The 23,646-nt window shown below is 51.0% G+C and carries 22 protein-coding genes; 12 read left to right on the forward strand and 10 right to left on the reverse strand.

What is annotated here, in order from left to right; translation table 11 throughout:
- Nucleotides 1-27: 27 nt before the first annotated feature.
- Both MCON_RS12540 and MCON_RS12545 read right to left on the reverse strand, forming a co-directional pair.
- Nucleotides 28-1,950: a GNAT family N-acetyltransferase gene (locus MCON_RS12540; RefSeq protein ID WP_013720320.1), complete on the reverse strand. Its 1,923-nt coding sequence runs from the start codon at nucleotides 1,948-1,950 to the stop codon at nucleotides 28-30.
- Nucleotides 1,951-2,366: 416 nt separating this feature from the next.
- Nucleotides 2,367-2,939, reverse strand: coding sequence for a 5' nucleotidase, NT5C type (locus tag MCON_RS12545; RefSeq protein ID WP_013720321.1), 573 nt, complete (start codon nucleotides 2,937-2,939; stop codon nucleotides 2,367-2,369).
- A gap of 1,261 nt (nucleotides 2,940-4,200) precedes the next feature.
- Here MCON_RS12545 and MCON_RS12555 point away from each other — a divergent pair.
- The 3 genes from MCON_RS12555 (at nucleotide 4,201) to MCON_RS12565 (ending at nucleotide 7,320) form a co-directional block, all read left to right on the forward strand.
- Nucleotides 4,201-5,514: an IS4 family transposase gene (locus MCON_RS12555; protein ID WP_083804753.1), complete on the forward strand. Its 1,314-nt coding sequence runs from the start codon at nucleotides 4,201-4,203 to the stop codon at nucleotides 5,512-5,514.
- Nucleotides 5,505-5,951, forward strand: coding sequence for an RNA-guided endonuclease TnpB family protein (locus MCON_RS12560; protein WP_232844290.1), 447 nt, complete (start codon nucleotides 5,505-5,507; stop codon nucleotides 5,949-5,951). Before MCON_RS12555 ends, MCON_RS12560 begins: the two co-directional genes overlap by 10 nt.
- A gap of 196 nt (nucleotides 5,952-6,147) precedes the next feature.
- On the forward strand, nucleotides 6,148-7,320 hold the full coding sequence (locus MCON_RS12565) for a M24 family metallopeptidase (protein WP_013720323.1): 1,173 nt from the start codon (nucleotides 6,148-6,150) through the stop codon (nucleotides 7,318-7,320).
- Nucleotides 7,321-7,392: 72 nt separating this feature from the next.
- On the opposite strand, the gene MCON_RS12570 is transcribed toward MCON_RS12565, so the two are convergent.
- From MCON_RS12570 to MCON_RS12610, 8 genes are all read right to left on the reverse strand, one after another.
- Nucleotides 7,393-8,376 (reverse strand): metal-dependent hydrolase, encoded by a 984-nt coding sequence (locus MCON_RS12570; RefSeq protein ID WP_013720324.1) that lies wholly within the window; start codon nucleotides 8,374-8,376, stop codon nucleotides 7,393-7,395.
- Between the two features lie 175 nt (nucleotides 8,377-8,551).
- Nucleotides 8,552-9,337, reverse strand: a complete 786-nt coding sequence (locus MCON_RS12575; protein WP_013720325.1) for a CBM96 family carbohydrate-binding protein — start codon at nucleotides 9,335-9,337, stop codon at nucleotides 8,552-8,554.
- 1,264 nt (nucleotides 9,338-10,601) lie between these two features.
- Nucleotides 10,602-12,179, reverse strand: coding sequence for a hypothetical protein (locus MCON_RS12585; protein WP_013720326.1), 1,578 nt, complete (start codon nucleotides 12,177-12,179; stop codon nucleotides 10,602-10,604).
- A gap of 362 nt (nucleotides 12,180-12,541) precedes the next feature.
- Nucleotides 12,542-13,180: an endonuclease dU gene (locus MCON_RS12590; RefSeq protein WP_013720327.1), complete on the reverse strand. Its 639-nt coding sequence runs from the start codon at nucleotides 13,178-13,180 to the stop codon at nucleotides 12,542-12,544.
- A 182-nt stretch (nucleotides 13,181-13,362) separates the two neighbouring features.
- On the reverse strand, nucleotides 13,363-13,947 hold the full coding sequence (locus MCON_RS12595) for an acylphosphatase (RefSeq protein ID WP_013720328.1): 585 nt from the start codon (nucleotides 13,945-13,947) through the stop codon (nucleotides 13,363-13,365).
- A gap of 211 nt (nucleotides 13,948-14,158) precedes the next feature.
- Nucleotides 14,159-14,995: a lamin tail domain-containing protein gene (locus tag MCON_RS12600; RefSeq protein ID WP_013720329.1), complete on the reverse strand. Its 837-nt coding sequence runs from the start codon at nucleotides 14,993-14,995 to the stop codon at nucleotides 14,159-14,161.
- A 197-nt stretch (nucleotides 14,996-15,192) separates the two neighbouring features.
- A complete protein-coding gene (locus MCON_RS12605; protein WP_013720330.1) occupies nucleotides 15,193-15,420 on the reverse strand; it encodes a hypothetical protein in 228 nt (75 codons plus the stop codon).
- A 195-nt stretch (nucleotides 15,421-15,615) separates the two neighbouring features.
- Complete coding sequence (locus MCON_RS12610) at nucleotides 15,616-17,040, reverse strand: cobyrinate a,c-diamide synthase (protein ID WP_083804733.1); 1,425 nt, start codon at nucleotides 17,038-17,040, stop codon at nucleotides 15,616-15,618.
- A 90-nt stretch (nucleotides 17,041-17,130) separates the two neighbouring features.
- On the opposite strand from MCON_RS12610, the gene MCON_RS12615 reads away from it, so the two are divergent.
- The 9 genes from MCON_RS12615 to MCON_RS12655 all read left to right on the forward strand — a co-directional run bounded on the left by MCON_RS12615 (nucleotide 17,131) and on the right by MCON_RS12655 (nucleotide 23,546).
- Entirely contained in the window at nucleotides 17,131-17,871 is a 741-nt protein-coding gene (locus MCON_RS12615; protein WP_013720332.1) for a DUF166 domain-containing protein, read from the forward strand.
- Between the two features lie 3 nt (nucleotides 17,872-17,874).
- Nucleotides 17,875-18,774: a fumarate hydratase gene (locus MCON_RS12620; protein WP_013720333.1), complete on the forward strand. Its 900-nt coding sequence runs from the start codon at nucleotides 17,875-17,877 to the stop codon at nucleotides 18,772-18,774.
- Nucleotides 18,771-19,307 carry a FumA C-terminus/TtdB family hydratase beta subunit gene (locus tag MCON_RS12625; protein ID WP_013720334.1) on the forward strand — a complete coding sequence of 179 codons (537 nt, stop codon included), beginning with the start codon at nucleotides 18,771-18,773 and terminating at the stop codon, nucleotides 19,305-19,307. The genes MCON_RS12620 and MCON_RS12625 overlap by 4 nt, the downstream gene beginning before the upstream one ends.
- Nucleotides 19,308-19,327: 20 nt before the next feature.
- Nucleotides 19,328-19,948, forward strand: coding sequence for a DUF434 domain-containing protein (locus tag MCON_RS12630; protein ID WP_083804766.1), 621 nt, complete (start codon nucleotides 19,328-19,330; stop codon nucleotides 19,946-19,948).
- 112 nt (nucleotides 19,949-20,060) lie between these two features.
- The gene (locus MCON_RS12635) at nucleotides 20,061-20,510 is read left to right on the forward strand and encodes a hypothetical protein (protein WP_013720336.1); all 450 of its coding nucleotides are present in this window, start codon (nucleotides 20,061-20,063) and stop codon (nucleotides 20,508-20,510) included.
- 166 nt (nucleotides 20,511-20,676) lie between these two features.
- Complete coding sequence (locus tag MCON_RS12640; RefSeq protein ID WP_013720337.1) at nucleotides 20,677-21,396, forward strand: glucose-6-phosphate isomerase family protein; 720 nt, start codon at nucleotides 20,677-20,679, stop codon at nucleotides 21,394-21,396.
- 45 nt (nucleotides 21,397-21,441) lie between these two features.
- Nucleotides 21,442-22,380 carry a UbiA family prenyltransferase gene (locus tag MCON_RS12645; RefSeq protein WP_013720338.1) on the forward strand — a complete coding sequence of 313 codons (939 nt, stop codon included), beginning with the start codon at nucleotides 21,442-21,444 and terminating at the stop codon, nucleotides 22,378-22,380.
- A gap of 68 nt (nucleotides 22,381-22,448) precedes the next feature.
- Complete coding sequence (locus tag MCON_RS12650; protein WP_013720339.1) at nucleotides 22,449-22,994, forward strand: hypothetical protein; 546 nt, start codon at nucleotides 22,449-22,451, stop codon at nucleotides 22,992-22,994.
- A gap of 66 nt (nucleotides 22,995-23,060) precedes the next feature.
- Nucleotides 23,061-23,546: a hypothetical protein gene (locus tag MCON_RS12655; RefSeq protein ID WP_013720340.1), complete on the forward strand. Its 486-nt coding sequence runs from the start codon at nucleotides 23,061-23,063 to the stop codon at nucleotides 23,544-23,546.
- Nucleotides 23,547-23,646: the final 100 nt, after the last annotated feature.

The raw sequence follows: 23,646 nt of genomic DNA on the forward strand, positions 1-23,646 counted from the left end.
TTGAGGAACGGAGTGCAATGCTCTTTCTCATATCACATCCTCTCGGTTCTGCTCCTTGGACTTGCGGAAGAGCATCTTCATCTCATATACCCCTTCTTCTCTTCTTTTTTCCGTATAGAATCCCATCTTCTCAAATAAGCTCACCATGGCCTTGTTCTCCACCAGTGTGTCCGCGGTAAAGCCCAAGAGGCCATGCCTCCTGGCGATGTATGTCAGATAAGAGAGAAGCTCTTTGCCCACCCCCATTCCATGATACTCGTCCTTTACTACTATTGCTACCTCTGCCAGGTACTTGTCTGGGTTCAGCTCGTACTGGCCAAGAGCAATAATGGTCTCTCTTTCTCTCTCCTTCTCCTTGATCACCGCTAAGATCTCCATCTTCCGGCTCCAGTCTACAACAACGAAGTCCTGCAGCCTCTTATGAGGCATATCCTTCCGGGCAGAGAAGAACCTCATGTACATGCTGTCCTCTGATAGATCGTAGAAGAAGTCTTTAAGCATGGTCTCATCGGTTATCTTCACCGGCCGGAGGAATATCTCCAGCCCCTTCTTGGTGGTCCTGTATGTCTCCAGCTCCTCGGGATACATTCCCTTCTCGCCAGGGATGAAGACCTGATCTTTGTAGATCAGAGATCTCTTCCGGGCGGCTTCGATCAGCCAGGGGCGGAACTTGGGATGGGCGATGGCGATAAGGTCCATTGCCCTCTCACGGATGTTCTTGCCGTGCAAATAGGCGATTCCGTATTCAGTCACCATATAATGCACGTCTCCCCTGGTTAAGGTGATCCCTGCTCCCTCCTGCAGGACGGGAACGATGCGGGAGACGCTGTCGTTCAGTGCAGTGGAGGGGAAGGCGAGAATGGTCTTCCCTCCGGGGCTCAGGACCGCTCCCCGCATGAAGTCCGCCTGACCGCCGGTGCCGCTGTAGAAGGTCCCTCCCAGAGATTCTGCTGTTGCCTGGCCGGTCAGGTCTACCTCCATGGCGCTGTTGATGGCGGTCATCATCCTGTTCCGGGAGATTATGAGGGGATTGTTGGTGTAGTCGATCCTCTTGAACTCGATCGATGGGTTCTCGTCCAGGAAATCGTAGGTATCCCGGCTTCCCATGCAGAATGAGGCGATGGTCTTTCCTGGATTGTGGATCTTCTTCTGATTGGTGACCACTCCCTTTTTCATCAGCTCGACGATGCCATCGGATAAGAGTTCCGTATGCACTCCCAGGTCCTTTTTGTTCTCGAGGCTGTGCACCACCTCGTCCGGTATCAGGCCGTATCCCACCTGAATGGTCGAGCCATCCTCTATGATACGAGCGACGTATTTTCCGATCCTCTGCACGATGTCGTTGGGAGCCTTAACCGAATACTCGAGGAGAGGCTCGTCATGGGGAAGGATAAAATCGATATCTTTGATATGAATGAAGCCATCTCCATGTGTTCTAGGCATGTTTTCGTTCACCTGGGCCACGACGACCTCTGCCTTTTCCAGGGCAGCCTTGACCACGTCCACGCTTATGCCCAGGCTAAGGTAGCCGTGCTTATCCGGAAGAGAGGTCTGGACTAGGGCTATATCCACCGGAACCATCTCTGAGCGGAAGAGATCGGGAACGGATGAGAGGAAGATTGGGGTATAATCCGCTGCACCACGGTTGACCGGATTTCTGGTGCTGTCTCCCACGAAGAAGGAGTCAAGCCTGAAGTTATCCTGGAACTTTTCATCGGTATATGGAGCCACGCCAAGCGTCCAGATGTGGATCAGTTCCGCATCGAAGAACGCTTTGGGATTATTGTTGACGTAGTTGACCAGCTCAGCCACCAGGAATTGAGGCTCGCCGCAACCGGTCCCTATGAAGATCCTATCTCCTGCATGGATGTGGCTGAATATGACCTCTGGGGGCAGGAACTTCTCAGGATATGTCTTCTTGAACTCTTCCAGGATCTTTTTGTCTTTCATTGCCCGTCTCTCCTCATTTGCGTCTTATGTCAATTCCTCTCGGTTCATTCCTGTTTGGATCTTCTTCTTCTTCCATAATCAGCCTATCGCTCTGAAAAGAGAAGATTATGAAGGTCAGCTGTGGTCAGATGTCATTCGCTCTTTGCACATTATTATATTTTCAATGGAGAATCTATCTTAAAAGGGGAATAGATTGATATAGAAATGGTCAGCATTTAACAATAATCGGGTTTAATTGAGGAGATCGACAATGATCAACCTATTCAAGAAGAATGCTGGAGGAGAGGCAAGAAAGGATAAGAAGAAAGAAAAGCAGGAGGAGAGGCGACAGAAAGCGCAGGCCAGGGGACAGAAGCCCATAAGATAACCATTTTTCGGCTTAACTATAAAAGATCGATCTCACCAGTAGCGAGAATTCACTGGCGTGAGCGGTCAATGGTTTCCACCGCCTTCACAACGCTCTCCCATTCCGGGCAGTATGAGACCTGGCTGCGATAATCCTCAATTCCAGTGCCGTTCAGGCTCCATGGGTGCTGAAATAGAATTCCATGCCGATCTGGATCGCTCTTCACGAACTCCACTATATTGATGTCCAGATCATCGATAAGCACATCTGATGGCACATTATGCTTGGTCCCCGTTCTGGCCCAGTAGTAGCCCTTCAGGGAAGGAAAATGGGCGCTCAGCCATCGGCGGGTAGCCTCTTCGGTATGCGGCCTCCTGGCGGTCACCACGAAGACATCATGGTGGCTGAGCTTCTTTATCGCCTTTTGCGAGCCATGGATAATTGGCACTTGCATCACATATTCCGGATCCGAAAGCAATCTAGATATCTCCTCCCAGACCTCCCTTCCCTCGAAGGTCCAGTGCGCACGATCGACATCGCTCTTGGAATATATGAGGCCGTATTCCCTCTCGATCTCCCTCAGAACAGCAGCCACCTGATCTGCGAGCACCCCGTCGATGTCCACAGCGATCTTTAATGTCATTTTTTGCGGAAACCTCGTTTATTTGAGTTGGTGAATATCGATATGCAACCACTGTCCTGCTCAACTGCTCCATTCAACTGCATTATCCTATTGCTGATCCTCAACTGCCTCATTCAGCGGGTCTATTAATGCATTTAATCAGGGCACCCATATAAAGGTTTCAACCTGCGCCGGATGCACTGGTGAGGCAACGATCCTATTGTGCACCTGACTATGGGCAGTTCAGTGGTCAATGCCATGCGTACGATTCAACTCGCAGCAGCGCGGAGTTTTCATCGTTTACGGTGGGGAGGAGCGCGTACAAATATCTTCACCCAGGATAACCATATGTAGCATTAAGTGAATATACCAAATCATGCAGCTCACAAAGACCATTATCCTGAAGCTAGATGCACCGGATAATGACCTAGCAGAGCTGCTAGGAGCATTCTCCCAAGGCATGAATTATGCCTCGCAAATCGTGTTTGACATCGGCAAGCCTGTTGGAAGTGGACTTATCCAAAAAGCCACTTACAAGCATCTACGGAACAATCTTAACCCTGAAATCTCAGATGGCTTGCAATGTAGCTCGCCAGGTTTCGGGAGCTTACAAAACACTTCAGAGTCAGATCGACAAAAGAGAATCAGAATGGCAATTCCTCGATTTCGATCCAACCTCGGCTACATTCTCGTTCGAACGCGATTTTGGCTTATCCGGAGACACTTTGAGCATAACTACATTAGCGGGGCGCAGGAGATATAAGATCTTGAATTACCAGTATGCTCAGAGATACTTAGACGGGTCCTGGAAATACCTGGCATCCAAGCTTTGTTTGCACAAAAACGGAGCTTACTTTTTCCATTTGGCCTGTGCGAAGGATATTCCAGACAAGAATATAGTTGATGCATCCACTTTCATGGGTGTTGATGTCGGTATTAATTGTCTGGCGGTTGCATCTACCACGGACAAGCAATGCAAGTTCTTTGCAGGTGGTGAAATCAAGAACCACCGAAACATCCGATCCAAGGAACGCCAGAGATTGCAGAAGGCAGGCGGTCGATATTTGGGCACTCGATCTTCTATGAGAACTCTTAGAAAAATAGCAGGCCTAGAGACACGGTTTATGACTGCCGTCAACCATAAGGTATCCCATGCGTCTTCGGTTAGCAGATCATTCCTAGCACAATCGTTATAAATGCACATTAATTTATCTTCTGAAATAGTTCATCTAATAAGATTTATATGGAATATGTGATACTATATTCAATCCAAGGGATTAGCATGCGAAAAGGAGTATCACAAATTGAGAAAGATATAGTCGAGCAAGAACTAACCAGGATGTTTGAATCCAAGTGGATTCGAGATAAAGCAAGAGAGAGCGGATTGATCGAAAGAGAAAGAAAGATTGATCCAGTGATAATGTTTTGGACTCTCGCTATCGGCTATGGCTCACAGTTGTATCGAACTATAGTGGAGTTGAAACGCGTTTACGAAGTCAGAGGGAAAGTATCAATTTCAGACAGCAGTTGGCATGATCGTTTCACTCCAGAACTGGTAAAATTTCTCAGAGAATGTGTGATTCACGGCATAGAGCACATTTCTGAAGAACCCAGTAGGATTTTGGGTGACCGTCTAGCTAGCTTTCGGGATGTAATGATTCAAGATAGCACTATTATTCGGCTTCATAAAAGCCTTGCTGATAAGTGGCCAGCCACTCGTTCCCGAAAAGTGGCTGCAGGAGTAAAAGTGGCATTTTTAACAAGTGCCATAGCCAATAGTCCAAAAAGCATTTCGATACTGCCTGAGAATACCAACGATGTAAAGACCTTAAAAATAGGTCCCTGGGTAAAAGATATAATATTATTAATAGATCTAGGATTTTACAAATATCAACTGTTCAGCAGGATAGTTGAAAACGGCGGATCCTTTGTCTCTCGCCTCAAGAGCAATGCAAATCCCTTAATAGTAGGAACAAATCAGGTACGCAATACCCGTGGCGTTGATCTAAACGGGAAACATTTGAAAGATATTAAACTAGAAAAATCCGATGATATTTTTGATGTAAATGTGGAAGTATCATTTGACCGAAGATCCTATCGCGGCGAGAGCAAAAAAGATAATAAGATATTTAGATTAGTCGCCATTTATAATACCGAAGCAGAAGAACATCACTTTTATCTAACTAATATTTCATCAGATATATTAAATGCTTCAGAGGTTGCAGCGGTTTATTCTGGGAGATGGGAAGTCGAACTCATCTTCAAAGAATTGAAGAGCAGATATGCGCTAGATCAGATAACAACAAAGAGCCCATACGCGATTGAGGCCTTAATCTGGGTCTCAATTTTGACGCTTCTTGTCAGCAGAAAATTGTATTCGATAGTGCGAAAACTAAATCCCGGTGCCAAAATGGTTCGCTTTACTCAATTGAGATGGAGTAACATCTTTGTCCAAAATTCCTCGCATCTATTGTCTGCGATATTGGATTACCTTGGAATAGAGCATGATTTCTCTACAGTCTTAAATGTGTGTTCAAGTGAGGCACTTGATCCGCATGTCAATAGAGAACGATTCAGGGAGGGATTGTGGTCTTAACCGAAGACGCATGTAAGGTATCCAAGGATCTCATAGAATTTGCTGTAGATAACGGCGTTTCGGCAATCGGCATGGAAGATTTGACGGGCATCAGGAAGAGAACGGAAAACAAAGTCTCCACAGAATTCAGGTACGAGCATAGCAGTTGGGCATTCAGGCAACTACAGGCTTTTGTGGAATACAAAGCCAAAGAGACCGGGATAGCTATAATTTACGTAAATCCTGAATATACTTCCCAAACTTGCCCCAGATGTAACCACATCAGCCGAAATAACCGCTGCGGCGTAGCCTTCAGGTGCGAAAAATGCGGTTACGAAACCCATGCCGACAGAGCTGGTGCTATGAACATAGAGCACCGAACACGAGACTTGAGGTATATCCTGGAGTCTCAGGGCGGTAATGTCAGCCCGCCAGACGCGACACGACTTTTTGCGTAGTCGCAAGCCGCGCCCTTCAGGACGCGGTAGTTGACTTGATCAAGATGGTTAGGTAAATAAATGATCAAGATGATCAGCCATGCACCATCACTGACAGAATGGCAAAAATGCATAGCCAGCAAAACACTGCAATAACGGCCAGGCTCAATTGATGATAAAAAAAGATATAATAAATGGATTATAAGAGGCAGGCAAAATGGATTATGTTCTTCACCCCAAGTCAGAGATCGATAGCAGGATAAAAAAGCTAAAAGATCGGATGGACGACATCGACGGAGCCCTTCTATTTCAGGCGGTGGACATGTGCTACTTCTCTGGAACCGCCCAGGACGGACTGGTCTACATACCCAGAGACGGCGAGCCGATTATTATGATGAAAAGAAGCCTGGTGAGGGCAAAAGAGGAGTCGCCCCTGGAGGTCCGGCCGCTAAAGAATATGAGAAATCTAAAAGAGGACCTGGGCATCAAAACGAGCGCTACCATTGGCCTGGAGATGGATGTCCTTCCCTGCAGCTTCTACTTTAGGGTGAACAAGGCCCTGGAGGATGCTTCTTTTGTCGATGTTGCCGAGAGGATCAAGCATATCCGCTCAGTCAAGTCAGAGTTCGAGATAAAACTGGCCAAGGAAGCTGCACAGATGCTGGTGGAGGGATTCTCCACCGTTCCGGATCATATTAAAGAGGGAATGACTGAGGTGGAGCTGATGTGCCGCATGGAATCGGAGATGAGGCTGATGGGCCATCAGGGATCCCTGCGCTTTCGCCGCTTCAACAGCATCGTTCCCATAGGCCATATAATGTCCGGATCGAGCGCTGCCATCCCCAGCTTCCTGGCCTCGCCCACCGGCGGCAAGGGAACCTCGGTGGTGTTTCCTCATGGTCCAGGCTACAGAAAGATAAAGAGAAACGAACCGGTATTTGTGGACACGGTGGGCATCTGCAATGGATATATCGCCGATGCCACCAGGATCTTCTCTTTGGGCAAGATCGAGCCGGAGCTCGTGGAGGCCTACGAGGCCTCCTGCCAGATCGAGGAGGCCATCGCCAGGGAGATGAAGCCGGGCAGGACGGCTAGAGAGCTGTTCGAGCTCTCAGAATCAGAGGGGGCGCGCCTGGGCTATGGCGATTTCCTGGGTGGACCGGTAGGGAGCAAATGCGGCTTTGTGGGTCACGGTGTAGGTCTTGAGCTGGATGAGTATCCGGTGCTCGCCCCGCTGGACCACAAGATCCAGGAAGGGATGACCATCGCCGTGGAGCCCAAGATCATCTATCCGGGCAAAGGTGTTTTAGGGGTGGAGGACACCTTCCTGACGACATCATCTGGAGCCCTGAGGCTGACGGAGATGCCCCTGGAGATCTGGGAGGTCTGAGGCTTTGTCGATGGGATCAGAGGGTGCAGATCCGGTTTTGGGTTTTTGTGACGCTCCGTCGGGACAACTTCGCTAGAGGAGCTCCGCCTCAGTCTCATTTGCCATAACCTGGATGGATCCAAAACCTCTGGAGCTGGCATTCAGTGGGCGCCAGCTGTTCATGTACTGATTCACGATCACCGGATCGTAGTACTCTATGATCCAATTCCCTTCTTTTTCGGAGGCGTTGATGGCTACTGCACTGGATCTCCACCGGAAGAGCTTGACCTGGGGGAGGCTCTCAGCTCTTTTGAGGGCTTCGTCCAATCCGTCTTTATGGAGCGGGGCATTTTGGTGAAGATAGGATGCATTATCCGGCAGCAATCCAGTAAAGATATTGAACTTGGATATCAGGAAACTATTGTTATTGCTATCGTTTTTCAGCATGATCCACTGGAAGAGATTTGAGTCCGGATAGATCTTGAAGCCGTCATCATGAAAACCATTCGCCATATCTTTGCCCTCCAGCCTTATTCCGCTTATGACCAAAAGAAATATGAGAAAGGCGGCGGACACCTTTTTATCGATTTTCATCTCTGGCCGGTCCCGGAAGAGCTTCGCCATAAATAGAAGGGTAGCGATCATTATCACGATCTCTATCCGGCTGAAGATCTCGGCTGAGTACCTGGCAGCGGTCAGAGGATAGAAGAGGGGAACGCCTCCTGAGGTGAGAAAGTCTAAGAAGAGGTGGCTGATGATTCCTGCATAGGAATAGGCCAGGGTCGTGGCTGAGAACTGCAGGTCTTCAGTAACGATACCCCTGGACCTGGTCTTTATCCAGCCGCGAGAGACCAGAAAGAGGAGGATTGCTGCCACGAAGAAGCCGAAGAGGAAAGTATGGGTGAAACCCCTGTGCACTATGAGATAAGAGGTCGGATGGATCTGATTGATCCAGACCACCAGCACGTCCAGGTCGGGAGCTATTCCGCCGAGCACCAGGGCGGCAAGATAATCTCTCCTGATCCTCAAGAAGCGGCCCAAGAGATAGGGAAGCAATGCATGGGAGAAGAAGTCCATCAAGGCAGTTTAGCTCATCATGGCTATTTTTGCTTTTTGGAAACGGCCTTTGTCCAGAACAAAATAAAAAAGTATAGATGAGATCAACTGTCAGATGGTCGCAGGCATCTGGGCAGGCTCCTGATTTACCTATGATTCTGCGCCCCAGGCACCTGGCTACCCCTGGCCTTGATCTTTATTGTGCCAGTCCAAATGTATTAACGGGTGGCTCTGCTGAGACAGAGTCCGGGGATAGGATTTGATCTGTCTGATTCATCTGCCCCGAGATACCCTCCGGATCTGCTTGATCAGCCTGAACTGGCTGACCAGCAGGGATGGCCTGATCTGCATTGCCGGAGATGGGCTGCCCAGGATAGGGCATGATCATCAGATATGGCCCCTGGCCGCTCTCTTTAGACAGAAAGTCGATCTCAGTCGTGCTGTTGCCAATGGCCTCCAGGAGGAATGATACCTTGTCCCCTCTTCCCTTTGCCTGCATGAGCTTTTGGGAGACGTCGAAGGCATAGATATCATCGCCATCGCTATTGGTGCTCATCAGAGAAAGGTCATTTTTCACTATCAGGTTCCTGGCAGGTAGGATGTTGACCAGGAAGGTGGTTATATCGGATTGCTCATCCCAATCCGAGCCGATGGTCACCAGAGCCACAATGCCTGAGCGATCCATCTGGCGCACCGATGCTGCTTTGAGCACCAGAATTGCGATGTCGTCATCGGCAATGTCTATGCCGGAAAGGTTGAATTGTATTAATGGAACCCCGGGATAGCTGTTCAAAGTGGTATTGTTTGCATCCGGCACATTGGTGGCGCAAAGCAGTGTATCGCTCTGGTTGTATACCGTCTCATTTCCCGTTCCCAGGCTGACATAAACGTCCTGGGAAGCGGGAATCTCTGTCGCCTGGCATTGCCCGCAGACGGCGATGACCGCCGCCAGCAGCATGAGAATTATCCCCCTTCTATTCATATCTCATCTCTCCTCAATCAATTCTTATCCAGATGATATTACATAAAATCGATTCATATTTAAAATTATAGTCTGCAAATCTTTTTTGTGAAGAGAAAGAAAAATGTAGAGCCACAGGAAGCACTTCTTGGGCGGAAATGCGCGCTGGTTAACAATAGGGCCTGAGGCTGGATGGATGCTTTAGGCTTTTCTATTGGCAGGTCGTCTTGCTAGCCAGTCTCATCTGCCAGGGGATGGCTTCATGCGCGTAGGGGATTGGGCTCCGAGGAGTCTTCTCGCCCAGGGCAGCGTACTTTTCTATCTTCTCGATAACCTCCAGAATGCCAGAATGTCAAGGAGCCATTCTCGATCATTCCTCAGAGAGCCACCGCCTCATTCAATTTGGCTCCTCGCTATTTTGTATGGGTGAACTTGAATCGGAACAACTCTATGTCTCCGTGCCTTCTGTGGTGAACCGCTATGCTCTGACCCAATCACAGGGGAACAGAGGCTATATTTCCTGCCTCACCCACATAATTCAGCGAAGGGCCTTCAATTTTAGTTATTTTCAGGGCCTTTATTATTTTTTTACCGCAATACCCCGATGCTTGCATCGGGGATAAAGGGCATCCGTGTCCAACTTAGGGATTTGATCAGATCCGAGTAGTACTATCTTTATGCGGCGACGCCTCGGATGCCCCGTCTGCTTGCAGCGGGGTGCGTCGCCGCCGTTTCACTTCAGTCGATTTCTTGAATCCAGCTGGATTGAGGCTAATATTCTTCACAGCTGTTTTTTTTAGTGGGCGACGCGCGCGATTAAACGCGCGGAAGAGCTTTGGCCCCCTCAACGCCGGTGAGGCTTGGATGGAACTATCGAGGTGGTTAAGTCTGATTCCAATCATTTATGGAGCTTTCCTTTGAGAGGCCCATCGCTGTAGATGCGATCTTTGAGCGGATCGCCCGCCACTTTCCCGATGCCCGGGGGCGGATGCTAAAATTAAATATCCCTGCCTTCAGACCCGTCATCTGATTCTTCTTCAGTCGATATGACTCACTTTGACCGTGGTTTGTATGCTGGTTGCAGGAATCCCGCATATCTGAGCGAGTCCTTTGTGAGCTTTGTGTTCTTTGTGGTTAAATTATTGCACGTGTTATTAATTAAAGATAATTCCTCAACCACATAGAACAGAAGCGATTCACACAGAACGCATAAAGAGAACAAAGAGACTTCCATGTTTCATCTGCAATTAAGAAGTCTCGTGCAAGCCTTAAATCCAGAAGAGGATCAAAAACCCTGGCATTTGCCAGAGTTCAGCCTCCCCTCCCCAATCTCCATCCCGCAGTCCAGCGCATTTTCATCCATTGTCAGGCTCTTTCTCTTGCTCGCAAACCTCCACTCAGCCTTCCCATCCATAGAGAAGTTGCCAATAAGCCGCTGGTCTATGAAGCCGCCCTGCCATGCCGCCATGCGATCGGCAGTGCCATTCACCTGGGCAGAGGTCTCCAGATATGATAGCGATTTTCCCAGCTTTGTCTTGTAGCTCAGATTGATCCAGCTTGCCTCATGGTATCTGTCCATCCAGCCCAGATCCCGGTAATCGTTCTCCGCCCGCACATCGGCAGACCAGCTCTCATCCAGGGCAATCGAGCGATGGGAGAGGTTGAGCGTGCAAGGGGATTGAGAGGCAGAAACACTACGGTCAGCGGATATGCTCGAAGATCTATAGTCCAGCTCCTCCTCCGCTCGATAGGTGCCAGAGCCATGCTCGCCGTAAGCCAGTGTCGAGCCGACTATCGGCTTTATCGCCGTGTCCAGAGAGGCCGAGTAGCTGCGGTTGCCCGCCAGGATCTGGACGCTGTTGGTGATGATGTACCTTTCAAATTCTGTTGAAAGCATGCCACGGGTTGAGGAAAGACCTATGCCTGAGACTGTGCCCTCTATATCAGCCTTAGCTGCGGGCTTCACTGTCTTCATGACGATCTTGATCTGGCCGTGCTTGCCTGGAGCTACGGCGGGGATGGTCCAGCGGTTGTTGCTGCCCGGATCGGGCGCTGGCTGGGATTCGATGAAGACTGTCTTCGGGTCGTAATTCTCCCTGACCACGATGTCAACGGGCTGGAAATCGTTGTTCCCATAGGTGATGGTATAGGTGATCTTCCCTCCGGCGGCCGCGCTTTTGGGGCCATACTTGACGTCTTCTTCCTCCAGGGGTTCGAAGCTGATGATCTCATCGCCAATTCTTATGTAATCGATGAAGGCCGAGGTCACCGGCGCTTTGGAATCTTTATAGAGGGTGATATAGATATGCAATACCTCATGCCCTTTTAGCCATTCTTTGAAATCCTCTAGGCCGCCGTGGGGGAAGTTCTTATTGCCATATTTCTCAAATTCGAGGTCAAAGCCATCCAGCTCATTCCACTGGCCGTGGGAGAATCCCAGATCCGACCACGACCGGCTAATGGAGCGAATCCTTGCATCCTGAGGGTCTTTGCTCTCGTAGGCACCGCTCTCATCACCATCCATATAGAACTCGATCTGAACCTTTCCATTCCCAGCTCCCGGATTCACCCACATACTCATCCTATCGATGTCCTCTATGGCCATGGGCTCATCCAGATAAATTCGCGCCCGGACGGTAGTGCCCTTATTGTCCACAGACAGGTCTGCGCAGTTCGACCCGTGAAATGCCGCCTCATCGCTGACCGACCCCTGGGAGTACTTCGAGCTACCCAGCCTCCAGTCCAGATCGGTAAGGCCTGCGGCAGGAAAATAACACAATAGCATAAGAATGAGGATCGCCATGATACATGAAAGGTAGCGGGCGCTCCTCAATAACTTGCCTGGCTTGTATGACTTGCACATACTTCCTCATAATATTTTTTCTGTAGAAAAAGGATTCGGTCCAAAAAGCCCGCACTGTATAGTTATCACCATCAAAAAGATCCTTCAGGAATTAACTATTGTGAAATCGAAGGGTGAAGCAGCTCGGCCATTGGTCCTGAATTTTTAATTGAAAAAATAACCTATATCAGACCTACATAAGCTCTACATGAAAAAAACAGTTATTAACTTCGGAGAGAATCGACTATTGAGCGGTAGGAGAGTGGGGACTTGTCTTGCCGCCCTGGCAGGAGCAGCAAAGTTGGCAGAATGCCTCCTGCCAGCATATCGCCATTAAGCCATCAAGGCTGTTATCGCTGGTTTATCCACTGGATCGCAGGCTGCTATTCGCTGCCGGAAGCTAATTCCTCCTCAACCTTGCGCGCTGCCCGGGCTGCCATTCGGGCCAATCTAACCGGCTCCGGCACCCTGCCATCCAGTGTGAACTTATTTAAGAGAATTCTCGCCTCTTCCACCGTTGCCCCGTGCACGCGCACGAATAGCTCGTAGCCCGTCTTGAGCCTGATCTTCTCCCGCATGCCCAGGGAACGGTAGCGCTCGATCTTTTCTTCCGGTTCCGGGAAATATTCGCGCAGGTATTTTTCCAAGCCCTCTGATTCCTCGTAGGTCAGGCAGATGAGGGGCCGGCTGACCTCTTCGAACACCGCCACGAGGTCGATGATATTAAACCAGCTTATTGCTGCCCCGCTCAGGAAAAGGGCATTGATATCCCTGCGATCCAGCCGGCGACATATCTCCAGGACCGCTCGGGTGGCATCGTCTCCCCCCACACTCGCCCGGGCATAGGCCAGGCCGTCCACCCTTCTGTCTGCGCGCATGACCACCCCCGCCAGCATGGACCAGGAACTCATCGGCGGTGAGAGAGTTGTGGATACGGGATCGGAGGATAGGGCACAAGGCCGCTCGAAGCTCTCCGCAATCCCCAAGACCCGCAGGGCAGGCTTGTTGAGATGAAGTGGCATACATCTACCTTATCATCTCTGCGACAAATAGCATACGGCCGTGATTCAATAATGGATCATACCCCGGTCATATAGAACGCGGCCCAGTAGAATGGATGTCGGAATCGCTCATCCTCTCGCAGCTTTCTTTGGGCCTCAGCCTTATAGCAATCTCTGCCCCTGATCAAAGCTTCGAGATTTTGCTAAGACCTCATCTTGGCCTTAATCTCCGTCACATCGCTCTCGATCCTCTGCAGTCGCTCTTCTGTGCGGCTCTTCAAATCCGAGCGCATGCCACAAACCTCAGAGACTATCTCCTCTCTGGCATCGTCTATCCTATCGATGATTTGATCCTGTTTCCCAGAGATCTCTTTTAAAAAGGAGCTCATGCCATCCAGCTTGGATCCCATACTATCGAGCTTTGAACCATTATCTCTGAATCCCTCTCTCACGGCAGATATCAGCTCTTTGAGATAATCTGCTGCCTGGTCCAGGCGGGCGTCGGTCTCCCTCTCCCCCGCAACTTTGAAAAACTCTTCGTAAGATCCATTTGCCCCAGAAAATTCTGCCTCAATCTCTTCCACGTCGATCAGGGTATTTTTGATCCTGATGGCTTCAAGGAACCTTTCTAAATCAGCTTCATGGCCCTCTGCAACGATCTTCACCCTGCTGTCAGACAGGTTCATCACATATCCTTTGAGTCCAAAGACGCGCGCTATGGTTACTACCTTCGACCTGTAGCCAGCCATCTGGACCTTTCCAGAGACATAAGCGGTGAGCTTGAGCATTCTTTTGACTGTTATCCCTTTTCGTATTTGGACTTTATCATCCCATGCGGGAAAGGCGATTAGTATTTCACCATCTTTTGCATTCAGACTTCCTGCTCGCGTCTCCTTTCCCTTTCCACAAATGGAGATCTGCAGGAGAGGAGAAATTGACTGTTATATCGGGCCATGAGAAAAAAAGAAAAATCTGCGGCCGCAATGGCCGCATTAAGCTCTAGTACTGAATCATATCCTTCCAGGGATCGACATATTCAGTTGCTACCTCTGCTGCAGCAGTGGTGACATCATAGCTGGTTAAGATATTTCCCGCAGCATCCTTTAAGGTAACGATATTGTCGACCCAGAGGGGCTCAGTGCTATTGGTATAGATATCTGTGGCAGTTCCAGCGCCCATTCCCTCATGAACCTTGATCGACGTGCCATCCTCGAGGACCAGTTGGGGGAAGACGAAGGTGGCAACTCCTGCAGACTCCAGCGTCCAGCCGGTCATATCCCACTCGCCAACGGCCTCATTGGCTACCTGGACATACTTGTCCCCAGGAGTATCAACTACTCTGGCGATTGTTACCTTTACCGAAGGAGCCGGAATTCCAGAATCGCGGCTGAATACGGCAGCCCGATCTGCGGATGTGGCCACATCAGAATAGCCTCCCGGAAGAGCCTTCCCCAGAACCATGGAGGTGCCAGCGGTGTAGTTAGAGAGCTGCTTGAACCTTGATGCGGTCTCAGTAGCGACAGCGACCTCTTCCGCGGGTGTCTCGTTCATTGGGGTCTCGTTCACTGGGGTGTCAACCACTGGTGTCTCAACTACTGGGGTCTCAACTACTGGAACCTCTTCTACAGGGGCCTCTGTGACATTAATTGTCTCTATTGCAGCAGTTGCATTAGTGACGGCTGTCATATTTGTGACATTGGTGGCGTTCGTGAGATTGGTGATGTTAGTGACATTCAAATCTGCGAGGGCAGCGATATCTGCTACATCCTGGGCATAAACCAGCCCCACGGAGAAGGCTACCATCATAGATAGAATCAACATTCCTGTACACTTCATATTCATACCTCAATCAAAACGTATTCGCAGAAAAATATAAGCCTTTCTTATGGCCTCTTTCGATTCGTCCATAGTGCCAATATAATTTATTGCTGCTTATGGCCTCTGGGCAAAAAAAATTGGCAAGAGAATATAGCCCCTCTTCCGCCCGTTTAGGCGTTTCTGCTGAGCCACCTTCTCCTGACCTGGGTTTTGATTTACTCCTCAGCGGACTCAGTGACAGTGACGTTTTCGGCTTCGATGGTCACATTGGTTACATTTGTCATGTTGGTAACGTTTGTCATGTTGGTTACATTGGTCATGTTCGTGGATTCGTTTTCGCTTGCATTCAGGTCCTCATCCAATACTTCCTCGCTCAAGGCAGCTCCAATCGACAGAGCCATCAAGAGGGAGAAGAGTACCAATCCGCTTGATATTTTGCTCATAGTTTACACTCCATTTGCTAACTTAGCGTGTGAAAATCTTTATTGAATATAAACTTTTCCGTGACAAAAATTAAGTATATCTCGGGCTAATAGGAGAATTGATCAGCAAAAAACGAGCTTTTCCCCTGCCAAGTAGGCTCAGCCAAAGCAGGCTCAAAAAGCAGTCTTTTTAAGAGCTATTGCAGATATCCGGATTCAACTCCTCCTGTATGCACGACAGCTTTCAATGAATTTATTACCAGATACCGAATAAAAGTGAGTATGCAGATATCCAGCCATGGTGTTGTTCTCCACCAGACCGTCCCGGCCATCAGCGATTCCTTTTCCCCGGGAAAGCTTCAGGCAATAACGGGCATCCCTATCACAAATGCAGCGCGAATAGTGAAACTCATGACCGCGAAGGCTCCTGCCCACATCAGCCAAAGGATTTCTCTCCGATACCTCCGCCTTCACATAGCCAAGGGCCATGAGCCTCTTCTCCATGAACGTGGTGCAGGGAAGGGCCCCAGCCATTTTAAAGGAGCCTGCCTCCGACTCCAGGGCTGCTCCCAGATACATCAGACCCCCGCACTCTCCATAGATGGGCATGCCATCCTCGGAAGCCTTCTTGATCTGTTTCCTGGCAGGAGCTCTCTCCAGCTGAGAGGCATAAAGCTCTGGATAGCCTCCCCCGATATACAGTCCATCCACATCGGGCAACTTGTCTTCCAGAGGGCTGAAATAGACCAGATCCGCGCCATGCCTCTCCAGCTCCAAGAGGTTCTCATGATAGTAAAAGCAGAAGGCTCGATCCCTGGCCACTCCTATTCGCACCGATCCATTTCCATTTGCCTTTGCCCCTGCCAGTTCAATAGAGGTGGAAATCGCGGGTGGCCGGGCCTGGCCCGGAAGCTTAAGAATCATGTCGATATCGGCATTCTCCTCCAGTAATGTCGCCAGGATTCCTGGATCATGATCCTTCTCAAAGCCCATAACCAGCCCCAGGTGGCGGCTTTTCATCTCCATCTCTTTATCCCTGGGCAGGGCTCCGAATACGGGCTTTGCCAGGCAGCTTTTGAGCATATCCAGATGCCTCTTGCTTCCCACCCGGTTGAGTATCGTCCCCGCCAGCCGCACCCCTGGATCGTAGCTGGCAAATCCCAGCTCCATGGCTGCAGCACTTCGCGACATGCCGTGCACATTGATCACCAGGAGAACGGGTATATCCAGTATCTTGGCCACCTGGGCGGTGCTGCCAACCTCTGTGCCATCCATGCCGTCGAATAGACCCATCACACCCTCCACCACCGCCACATCTGCTCCCTCGAGGGCAGAGAAAAAGGAGCGACGTACACCCTCCTCGCTCATCATAAAGGGATCTAAATTTAGGGAAGGCCGTCCACAGATAGCGGTATGGTGGGAGGGATCGATGAAGTCCGGGCCCACCTTATAAGGCTGAACCACCAGACCCCGAGCACGCAGGGCGGCCATCAGACCTAAGGTGATCGTCGTCTTGCCTACTCCGCTATGGGTACCGGCGATGAGCACCGCTGGGATAGATCCTTTCAGGGATCCCTCAATTGAGCTATCATGCGATCTCTCAATTGAACTCTCCGATGATCTCTCCAATGATCCTTCCATCGATCTATCCGACCGCCTCTTTGAACTTGCGGGGTGCATGCTTCCATCTTCTCCGGCAAGGATATTAATACGCTGGCCGATCCCTTCTGCATGCTGGTTGGGGTAATCAAAAGAGGAAAATACGGCGAACGCCTTCTAGAGACCATAAAAGACCATACCGACTTCGAAGTGGTATCGGTTGATGTCCCGGAGATCCTGCCGGGATTCATAGAGGATCCGGAGGAGTTCGTCCGGGAGCTGAATTTAGACCCGCAAATCTTCCAGGCTGACCTGCTCATTCTCTACACATTTCATCCGGACCTCACTCCGGAGATCGTCCGCCTGGCAGGAAAAGAAGGGGTTAAGGCGGTCATCATTCCCGGCGGCATAGGCCGGGCGGGCTCCATCACTGAGCTGGAGAAGATCGCTGAGGTGCATAACATCCACATCGAGGTTGATGAGATCTGCTGCACCCTGGAGGAATGCGGCGTCCCGGCGATCGACCAGTTCGCGAAAAAGCTGGGAAAACCGGAGCTAGAGGTCCAGACAAAGGACGGCAAGATCAGCGGCGTGCGCGTCTTGCGTGGCTCCCCCTGCGGAGCGACATGGCATGCCGCCACAGACATAGTGGGGAAGACTGTGGCTGAGGCACCATCCCTCACAGGCCTATTCTGCCAGCAGTATCCATGTCGCGCAGTGAGGGGAGGTCCGGGGGGCATCCACACCTCCGGAGACCTGCATAAGGATGCCATGGAGAGGGCTCTGGGTAAGGTCACCCGGCTTGTCCTTCCCGAGCAGTCCAAACCCATCAAGATCGAGCCGGGAAAGAAGGGCAAGAAGCTGGAAGGGTAAAAGATGGGTGAGAATCAGATGATCACTAGCACTCAGGTGACAGACGCCACCGTTCGCGCCCTATATCGAGCGGAAACCTCTCTTCCTCCCTGGGTCTTGGAGAGAATAAAAGAAGGGCTTGAAAGGGAGACCAATCCCCTGGCCCGCTCTCAGCTTCAGTTCATGCTGGACAATGTTAGCCTTGCCGGATCAAGAGGCCTGCCCATCTGCCAGGATACGGGCCTGGCCATATTTCATGTTCTGATGGGCCAGGATCTGATCCTGGACTTCGATCTTCAGGAGGCCATAGCTCAGGGAGTGAGGAGAGCAACATCTCAGATACCTCTACGGCCCAATGCCGTCGATCCCTTAACAAGAGAGAACAGCAAGGACAATACCGGTCCCGGGATGCCGGACATCATCCTGGACCAGGCCCGTGGCCAGAGCCTGAGCATAACTGCTTTTCCCAAGGGAGCGGGATCTGAGAACATGAGCCTCGTCATGATGCTCAATCCGGCAGACGATCCGATGGAGTTCATCGTCGATGCGGTCAGGGAAAGGGCAGCCAATGCCTGTCCACCCCTGTTCCTGGGAATAGGGATCGGCGGCAGCTTCGATCTGGCCGCCCGGCTGGCCAAGCACGCTCTCCTCAATATGCACCGCATCCAGCCATATTCTCAGGAATCCTCCCAGAGAGCCGACCGCAGCATCACCCTTACCACCTCACCTGAAGAGATAAAAAAGCTTGAAGAGAGCCTCATGAAGAGGCTGAACAACCTGGGCATCGGCCCCATGGGCCTGGGCGGGGACACCACCGTCCTCGGCCTGAGAATCGAGAAGGCTCTATGCCATACCGCCTCCCTGCCGGTGGCCATAAACTTCCAGTGCTGGGCAAACAGAAGCGCTACCGAGGTGATTTTATGACCATATTTCATCTCCATACCCCCCTTTGCCAGGAGGATGTGAAAAAGCTAAACGCTGGTGATATAGTATTTCTGAAGGGCAAGGTGTTCACCGCTCGGGACAAAGCCCATGCTCTGATCCGTCGCCAGGGCAGCCCAGTACCTTTAGAGGGAGCGGCGCTCTATCATTGCGGCCCCATCATTCAGGATGATTCTGTCATCTCTGCCGGGCCTACCACCAGCGGCCGAATGGCACGCTATACCGATGAGATTCTGGCTTTAGGGGTGAAGGCCATAATCGGCAAAGGAGGCCTGCCAGGAGAGCCGTTCTTGAATAGAGCAGTCTATCTTGCCTATCCAGGGGGTTGCGGTGCGGCGGCTGCATCACAGCTTCGGATTCGTGCTGTTCACTTCCCGGAGCTGGGGATGGCGGAGTCCATCTGGGAGCTGGAGGCCGAAGATCTTGGTCCCATGGTAGTGGCAGTGGACTCGTATGGTCGGGATCTGTACCAGGATGTGAGACTGTCGGCGAAGGCTGCAAGAGAGAAGCAATAAAAGCAAAAACGGCAAAAGCCCTGGAGGAGGCGAGGTATCTGGTGGACCGGGGCTACCCCAAGGACTCTGCGGTCAGGTTCATCTCCAATCACCATCGATTGGCGATTGAAGAGAGGTTCATCATGATGAGGGTAATAGTGAGATCGGACGTTGCTCAGATCAGAAGGTCCAGGATGCAGAAGTTGGAGGACCTGAAGGATCAGACCATCTTCATTGACGGCTACAATGTCCTTATCACCACTGAGAGCCTCCTCGGAGGCCATCCCGTCTATTCATGCGATGACGGCTTCCTGCGAGATAGCAGAGGGATCTTCAGGAGCTACAAAATCTCCTCGCTCACCGCTCTTGCCCTCAACCAGATCCTTGATCTTCTGGCCCAGGCTGGTCCCGCAAGAACAGAGGTGCTGCTGGACCAGCAGATGAGCCGCAGCGGAGAGATGGCAGAGCTGATAAAAGGGATGATGGCAGATCGGCACCTCTGCGGCACAGCCAGAACCGCCAGAGATGTCGATCGCCTTTTAAAGGCAACCAGGGGAATAGTGTTGACCAGCGACGGAAATGTGATCGATAGCTTGGATCATGTTATGGACCTTCCCCGAGAGATTGCCAGAAGATCGGGCATAAGGCCTCTGACTCTCTGACAATTGCCTGACACTATCTTTTATCTCTATCATCCAATCGTTATCTTTTTATGCTACATGGATTAATATACTATTGGGGTTTGAAAAGCTTTCAAAGTTATGGTGAGTGGTAATGAGAACGAGAGTATTTGCTTTAGTGGCGTTGGCATTGTTGCTCATGGGCGGAGGGGCTCTGGCATCCCATCCTATGTTCTTTCCCCTTAGCGAGCATACCATAGCCAAGGATATTACCGATAGCGGCATGCCGCTATACAGGACAAACATATTTACCACCGATGATGAGCAGGCCGTCTCCTGGTTGCTTATCTGGCGGGACTCAAAGCCGCATACTGTGGAGTGGAGATGGTACTGGCCCGAGGGCAGGACCTATGCCCGGTCGTTTAGCACCATTCCGCCCATCGACGGATTCACGGGAATGTGGGCGGCACCTGTCTGGAGCTGCCTGAAGATCAAGGGAACCGACGTTGCCAGGCTTCCAGGAAACTGGAGGGTGGATGTGATAGTGGACTTCAAAAAGGAGCTCACGGAGTACTTCACCATCAACACTCCTTATGCCTGCTGAGTCCTATACTGGCATATCAGCATATCGAGATTAATAAAGGTCCTGAATGATAAGACTGGCAAGCTAAAGCGCTAGCTTTGCTTTTGGTCTTTCCATTTCTTTGCTCGAATGCCAGTGGAAGACCATATAAATCCTGGAGGGCCTAAGGAGAGCGGTGGCATAGAAAATGGATCTAGAATTTGGTGGCAAGACCAAAGAGCCTGATATTCGCAGGCTCTTTGACATGAAAGACGTTATATTCGATCAGATCTGGCTGGCGGGAAGAGAGAACTTTGAGCTGTACTATATGTTCCGCGACCTCTTCTTGAGCCGGGCGGACGGGGATAAGCTTCGAGACCAGAACTTGAGATACGATATCACCATAATCCCTCCAGGGATGATGGGCAGCGAGTACATTAAGACTGCAGGCCACTATCACCCCCTGGCACCGGGGTCTGCCGTTACCTATCCTGAGCTCTATGAGGTGCTTGAGGGCGAGGCGCTCTATCTCCTGCAGAAGGAGGATCTATCCGATGTGGTGGCCATAAACGCAGCCGCCGGGGATAAGGTCCTGGTCCCCCCCAATTACGGGCATATCACCATCAATCGATCCAATAAGACCCTCAAGATGTCCAATTTCGTGGCCAGGGACTTCTCATCCCTCTACGATCCCATAAAGGAGAAGGGAGGAGGGGCATACTTCTTTACCCGCGATGGGTGGATCAAGAACCCGCGCTGTCCGGAGGCGTCTGAGCTGCGGCGGGCCGACGCACCAGGTGGCAGAACCCTTTCCCAGCTGGGGCTGGCCAAAGGCAAAGAGATGTACCCTCTCCTCAAGGAGCATGGCCGGCTGGATTATCTGACCCGGCCCGGGGATCACCTGGATCTCTTTTCAGGCGTAATCTGAGAGTATGGATTCAAAAGATGAACCCCTGAGGGAAGTTTGAATAAAATGACAAACCAAGGATTCTCAGACTTCAGAGCATATATCGAGCTGCTACGCCCACCGCTCGCGCCCATGGACATCGCCATGCCTGCAGCCTCGGCTCTCTTGGCGGTCTATGCGGTGGAAGGGACTCTTCCTCCTCTGATTCCTTTTGTAATAGCTGTGCTCGGATCCTACTGTGCCATCACCAGCTCTTATGTCTATAACGACTGCTGCGATATCGAGGTGGATAAGGTCGGCATGCCCTGCCGGCCACTGCCTTCGGCAAAGCTGAACAAGAGGCAGGCCCAGTCTTGGTCGATATTTCTCTTTCTCGTCGCCCTGTCTGCCGCCCTCTACCTCAACCCCGAGAGCTTTGTCGCCCTCGTCGCTGCCACCATACTTGCAAGCATCTACTCCGCCTGGGCCAAGAGGAATACCCCCTTCTCCTGGATCTTCGTGGGATTATCCTATGGATTGGTGCCTTTAGGCGTCTGGCTGGCTATGGAGCCGGCGGGGATTCTCAAGGCCGGCGCTGGCATCCACCCTGCCTCTCTGATCCTGGCGGCGATGATCTGCATCACCGATTGGGGATTTACCAACTGCGATGCCTCCCGTGATGTTGAGGGCGACAGAAGAGAGGGAATTCCCACCACACCCGCCACCTTCGGCATTGCGGTCACCGCAAAGATGGTGGCCCTCTTCTGGCTGGCAGGAATCGCTCTTTCCATTGCCCTGGGATTGGCCTCGGGCCTGGGGTGGTTCTATTTCATCGCAGCCATTGTATCCGGCGGCTGGCTGCTGAGTCAGAACCAGGATTTCGTGCGCCATCCGACAGCAAAAAGAGGCGAGCAGTTCTTCTATCAGTCCGCCAACTACCGTGCGTGGCTCTTTGCGGCTCTGATCATCGATGTGCTGCTCAGAGCAACCCTGCTCCAGGCCCTGCCTCAGTTGGGTTGGCTTTGAACACAAATGGCTCTTGCATTCGAAAGCCTTTTATTGCCAAGAGTCATTTCAACACCAGTGGGGTCAGTATGAAGACTGCATTTGCAGCAGCAATGGCATTGCTGATAGCATGCCTCTTGGTCGGGAACGCTCTTGCTCAGGAGAATAATAACTTCCAGAGCGTTGGCGGGGACTACGGCAGAAATGTATTGAGCACCATCGGAGCATCGGACGCCGAGGCGGCATCAAAAAGCGAGAGCAATCAAAATCTATGGAGCTGGGGAGGAGCGCCCAAAGGCAGCCTGATTGTGGACGGTAATATCATCGGCGATCCGCGGTATACGTTGAAGAACCTGAGCGTTATGCGCGATTGGCTGGGCGATTCGTTCGTGGATCCCTATGGAGATACTCCTGCTTATTCCTATTTCGATCCGGTCACTGGGGAGAGAGTTAAAACCTATGTGGATCCAATCACCGGGCAGCACTACTATACATACACAGATTCCAATAGCGGAAAACTGGTCTACGTCTACTTTAATCCGGAGACTGGCGAGCCGATATATGCCAGCTTCACTCCCATCTCCGGCCAATACATCGAAGAAGAGCAATACTCATTGCCACCAATACTCAGATAAAACTGATTAAATGACCTGCGAAAGCCTTTTATCATCAGGCATCAATCTCAGCATGGTGGGTTCGGTATGAAGACTGCATTAGCAGTGATTGTATTGGCATTAGCTTGTCTCTTGCTAGCGAACTCTTCTGCTCAGAGCATTGGCAGCTTTCAGACTCTGAGTGGAGATTCCGGCAGGTCTATCCTGGCAAGCCTGGAGGCCATTGATTCCCAATCAAAGGAAAAAAGCCAGAATACGAGCGAGAATGATACCCTTTGGAGCTGGGGAAGCGCGCCCAAGGGAAGCGTTCTTGTGGATGGAGAGGTCTTGACCGATCCATTCAACAGCTGGAAGGATTTCAACCTCACAGAGAGCGGGATAGCTCAAGTGGGAGTCGATCCCTTCAAGGGGTATCCGATATATGCCTACAAGATCCCCAGGACTGGGGAGACGAAGTACTTCTACCTGGATCCTTACACCAATGAGCCATTCTATGTGGATGGCTATGCCGGTGCAGACATCCCTGTTGTTGCGAAGAGCAGCAGTTACTCATTGCCACCGGTCTTGAGATAGGAGCCTCCCGGATAGATCTGAATTGACCGAACGGAATGATGGCCGCTCTGCTCACATGCAGGATAAGAGCGGAGCTTGATATTATTGGCAGAAATGCTGC

It is taken from the genome of Methanothrix soehngenii GP6 (assembly GCF_000204415.1).
Lineage (GTDB): Archaea > Halobacteriota > Methanosarcinia > Methanotrichales > Methanotrichaceae > Methanothrix > Methanothrix soehngenii.

What these genes read in the sequence shown, in the direction of transcription:
- MCON_RS12540 (WP_013720320.1), bottom strand. Translation starts at nt 1,950, where the DNA reads ATGAAAGACAAAAAGATCCTGGAAGAGTTCAAGAAGACATATCCTGAG.
- MCON_RS12545 (WP_013720321.1), bottom strand. Translation starts at nt 2,939, where the DNA reads ATGACATTAAAGATCGCTGTGGACATCGACGGGGTGCTCGCAGATCAG.
- MCON_RS12555 (WP_083804753.1), top strand. Translation starts at nt 4,201, where the DNA reads ATGCGAAAAGGAGTATCACAAATTGAGAAAGATATAGTCGAGCAAGAA.
- MCON_RS12565 (WP_013720323.1), top strand. Translation starts at nt 6,148, where the DNA reads ATGGATTATGTTCTTCACCCCAAGTCAGAGATCGATAGCAGGATAAAA.
- MCON_RS12570 (WP_013720324.1), bottom strand. Translation starts at nt 8,376, where the DNA reads ATGGACTTCTTCTCCCATGCATTGCTTCCCTATCTCTTGGGCCGCTTC.
- MCON_RS12575 (WP_013720325.1), bottom strand. Translation starts at nt 9,337, where the DNA reads ATGAATAGAAGGGGGATAATTCTCATGCTGCTGGCGGCGGTCATCGCC.
- MCON_RS12585 (WP_013720326.1), bottom strand. Translation starts at nt 12,179, where the DNA reads ATGTGCAAGTCATACAAGCCAGGCAAGTTATTGAGGAGCGCCCGCTAC.
- MCON_RS12590 (WP_013720327.1), bottom strand. Translation starts at nt 13,180, where the DNA reads ATGCCACTTCATCTCAACAAGCCTGCCCTGCGGGTCTTGGGGATTGCG.
- MCON_RS12595 (WP_013720328.1), bottom strand. Translation starts at nt 13,947, where the DNA reads ATGCTCAAGCTCACCGCTTATGTCTCTGGAAAGGTCCAGATGGCTGGC.
- MCON_RS12600 (WP_013720329.1), bottom strand. Translation starts at nt 14,995, where the DNA reads ATGAAGTGTACAGGAATGTTGATTCTATCTATGATGGTAGCCTTCTCC.
- MCON_RS12605 (WP_013720330.1), bottom strand. Translation starts at nt 15,420, where the DNA reads ATGAGCAAAATATCAAGCGGATTGGTACTCTTCTCCCTCTTGATGGCT.
- MCON_RS12610 (WP_083804733.1), bottom strand. Translation starts at nt 17,040, where the DNA reads ATGGAAGGATCATTGGAGAGATCATCGGAGAGTTCAATTGAGAGATCG.
- MCON_RS12615 (WP_013720332.1), top strand. Translation starts at nt 17,131, where the DNA reads ATGCTGGTTGGGGTAATCAAAAGAGGAAAATACGGCGAACGCCTTCTA.
- MCON_RS12620 (WP_013720333.1), top strand. Translation starts at nt 17,875, where the DNA reads ATGGGTGAGAATCAGATGATCACTAGCACTCAGGTGACAGACGCCACC.
- MCON_RS12625 (WP_013720334.1), top strand. Translation starts at nt 18,771, where the DNA reads ATGACCATATTTCATCTCCATACCCCCCTTTGCCAGGAGGATGTGAAA.
- MCON_RS12635 (WP_013720336.1), top strand. Translation starts at nt 20,061, where the DNA reads ATGAGAACGAGAGTATTTGCTTTAGTGGCGTTGGCATTGTTGCTCATG.
- MCON_RS12640 (WP_013720337.1), top strand. Translation starts at nt 20,677, where the DNA reads ATGGATCTAGAATTTGGTGGCAAGACCAAAGAGCCTGATATTCGCAGG.
- MCON_RS12645 (WP_013720338.1), top strand. Translation starts at nt 21,442, where the DNA reads ATGACAAACCAAGGATTCTCAGACTTCAGAGCATATATCGAGCTGCTA.
- MCON_RS12650 (WP_013720339.1), top strand. Translation starts at nt 22,449, where the DNA reads ATGAAGACTGCATTTGCAGCAGCAATGGCATTGCTGATAGCATGCCTC.
- MCON_RS12655 (WP_013720340.1), top strand. Translation starts at nt 23,061, where the DNA reads ATGAAGACTGCATTAGCAGTGATTGTATTGGCATTAGCTTGTCTCTTG.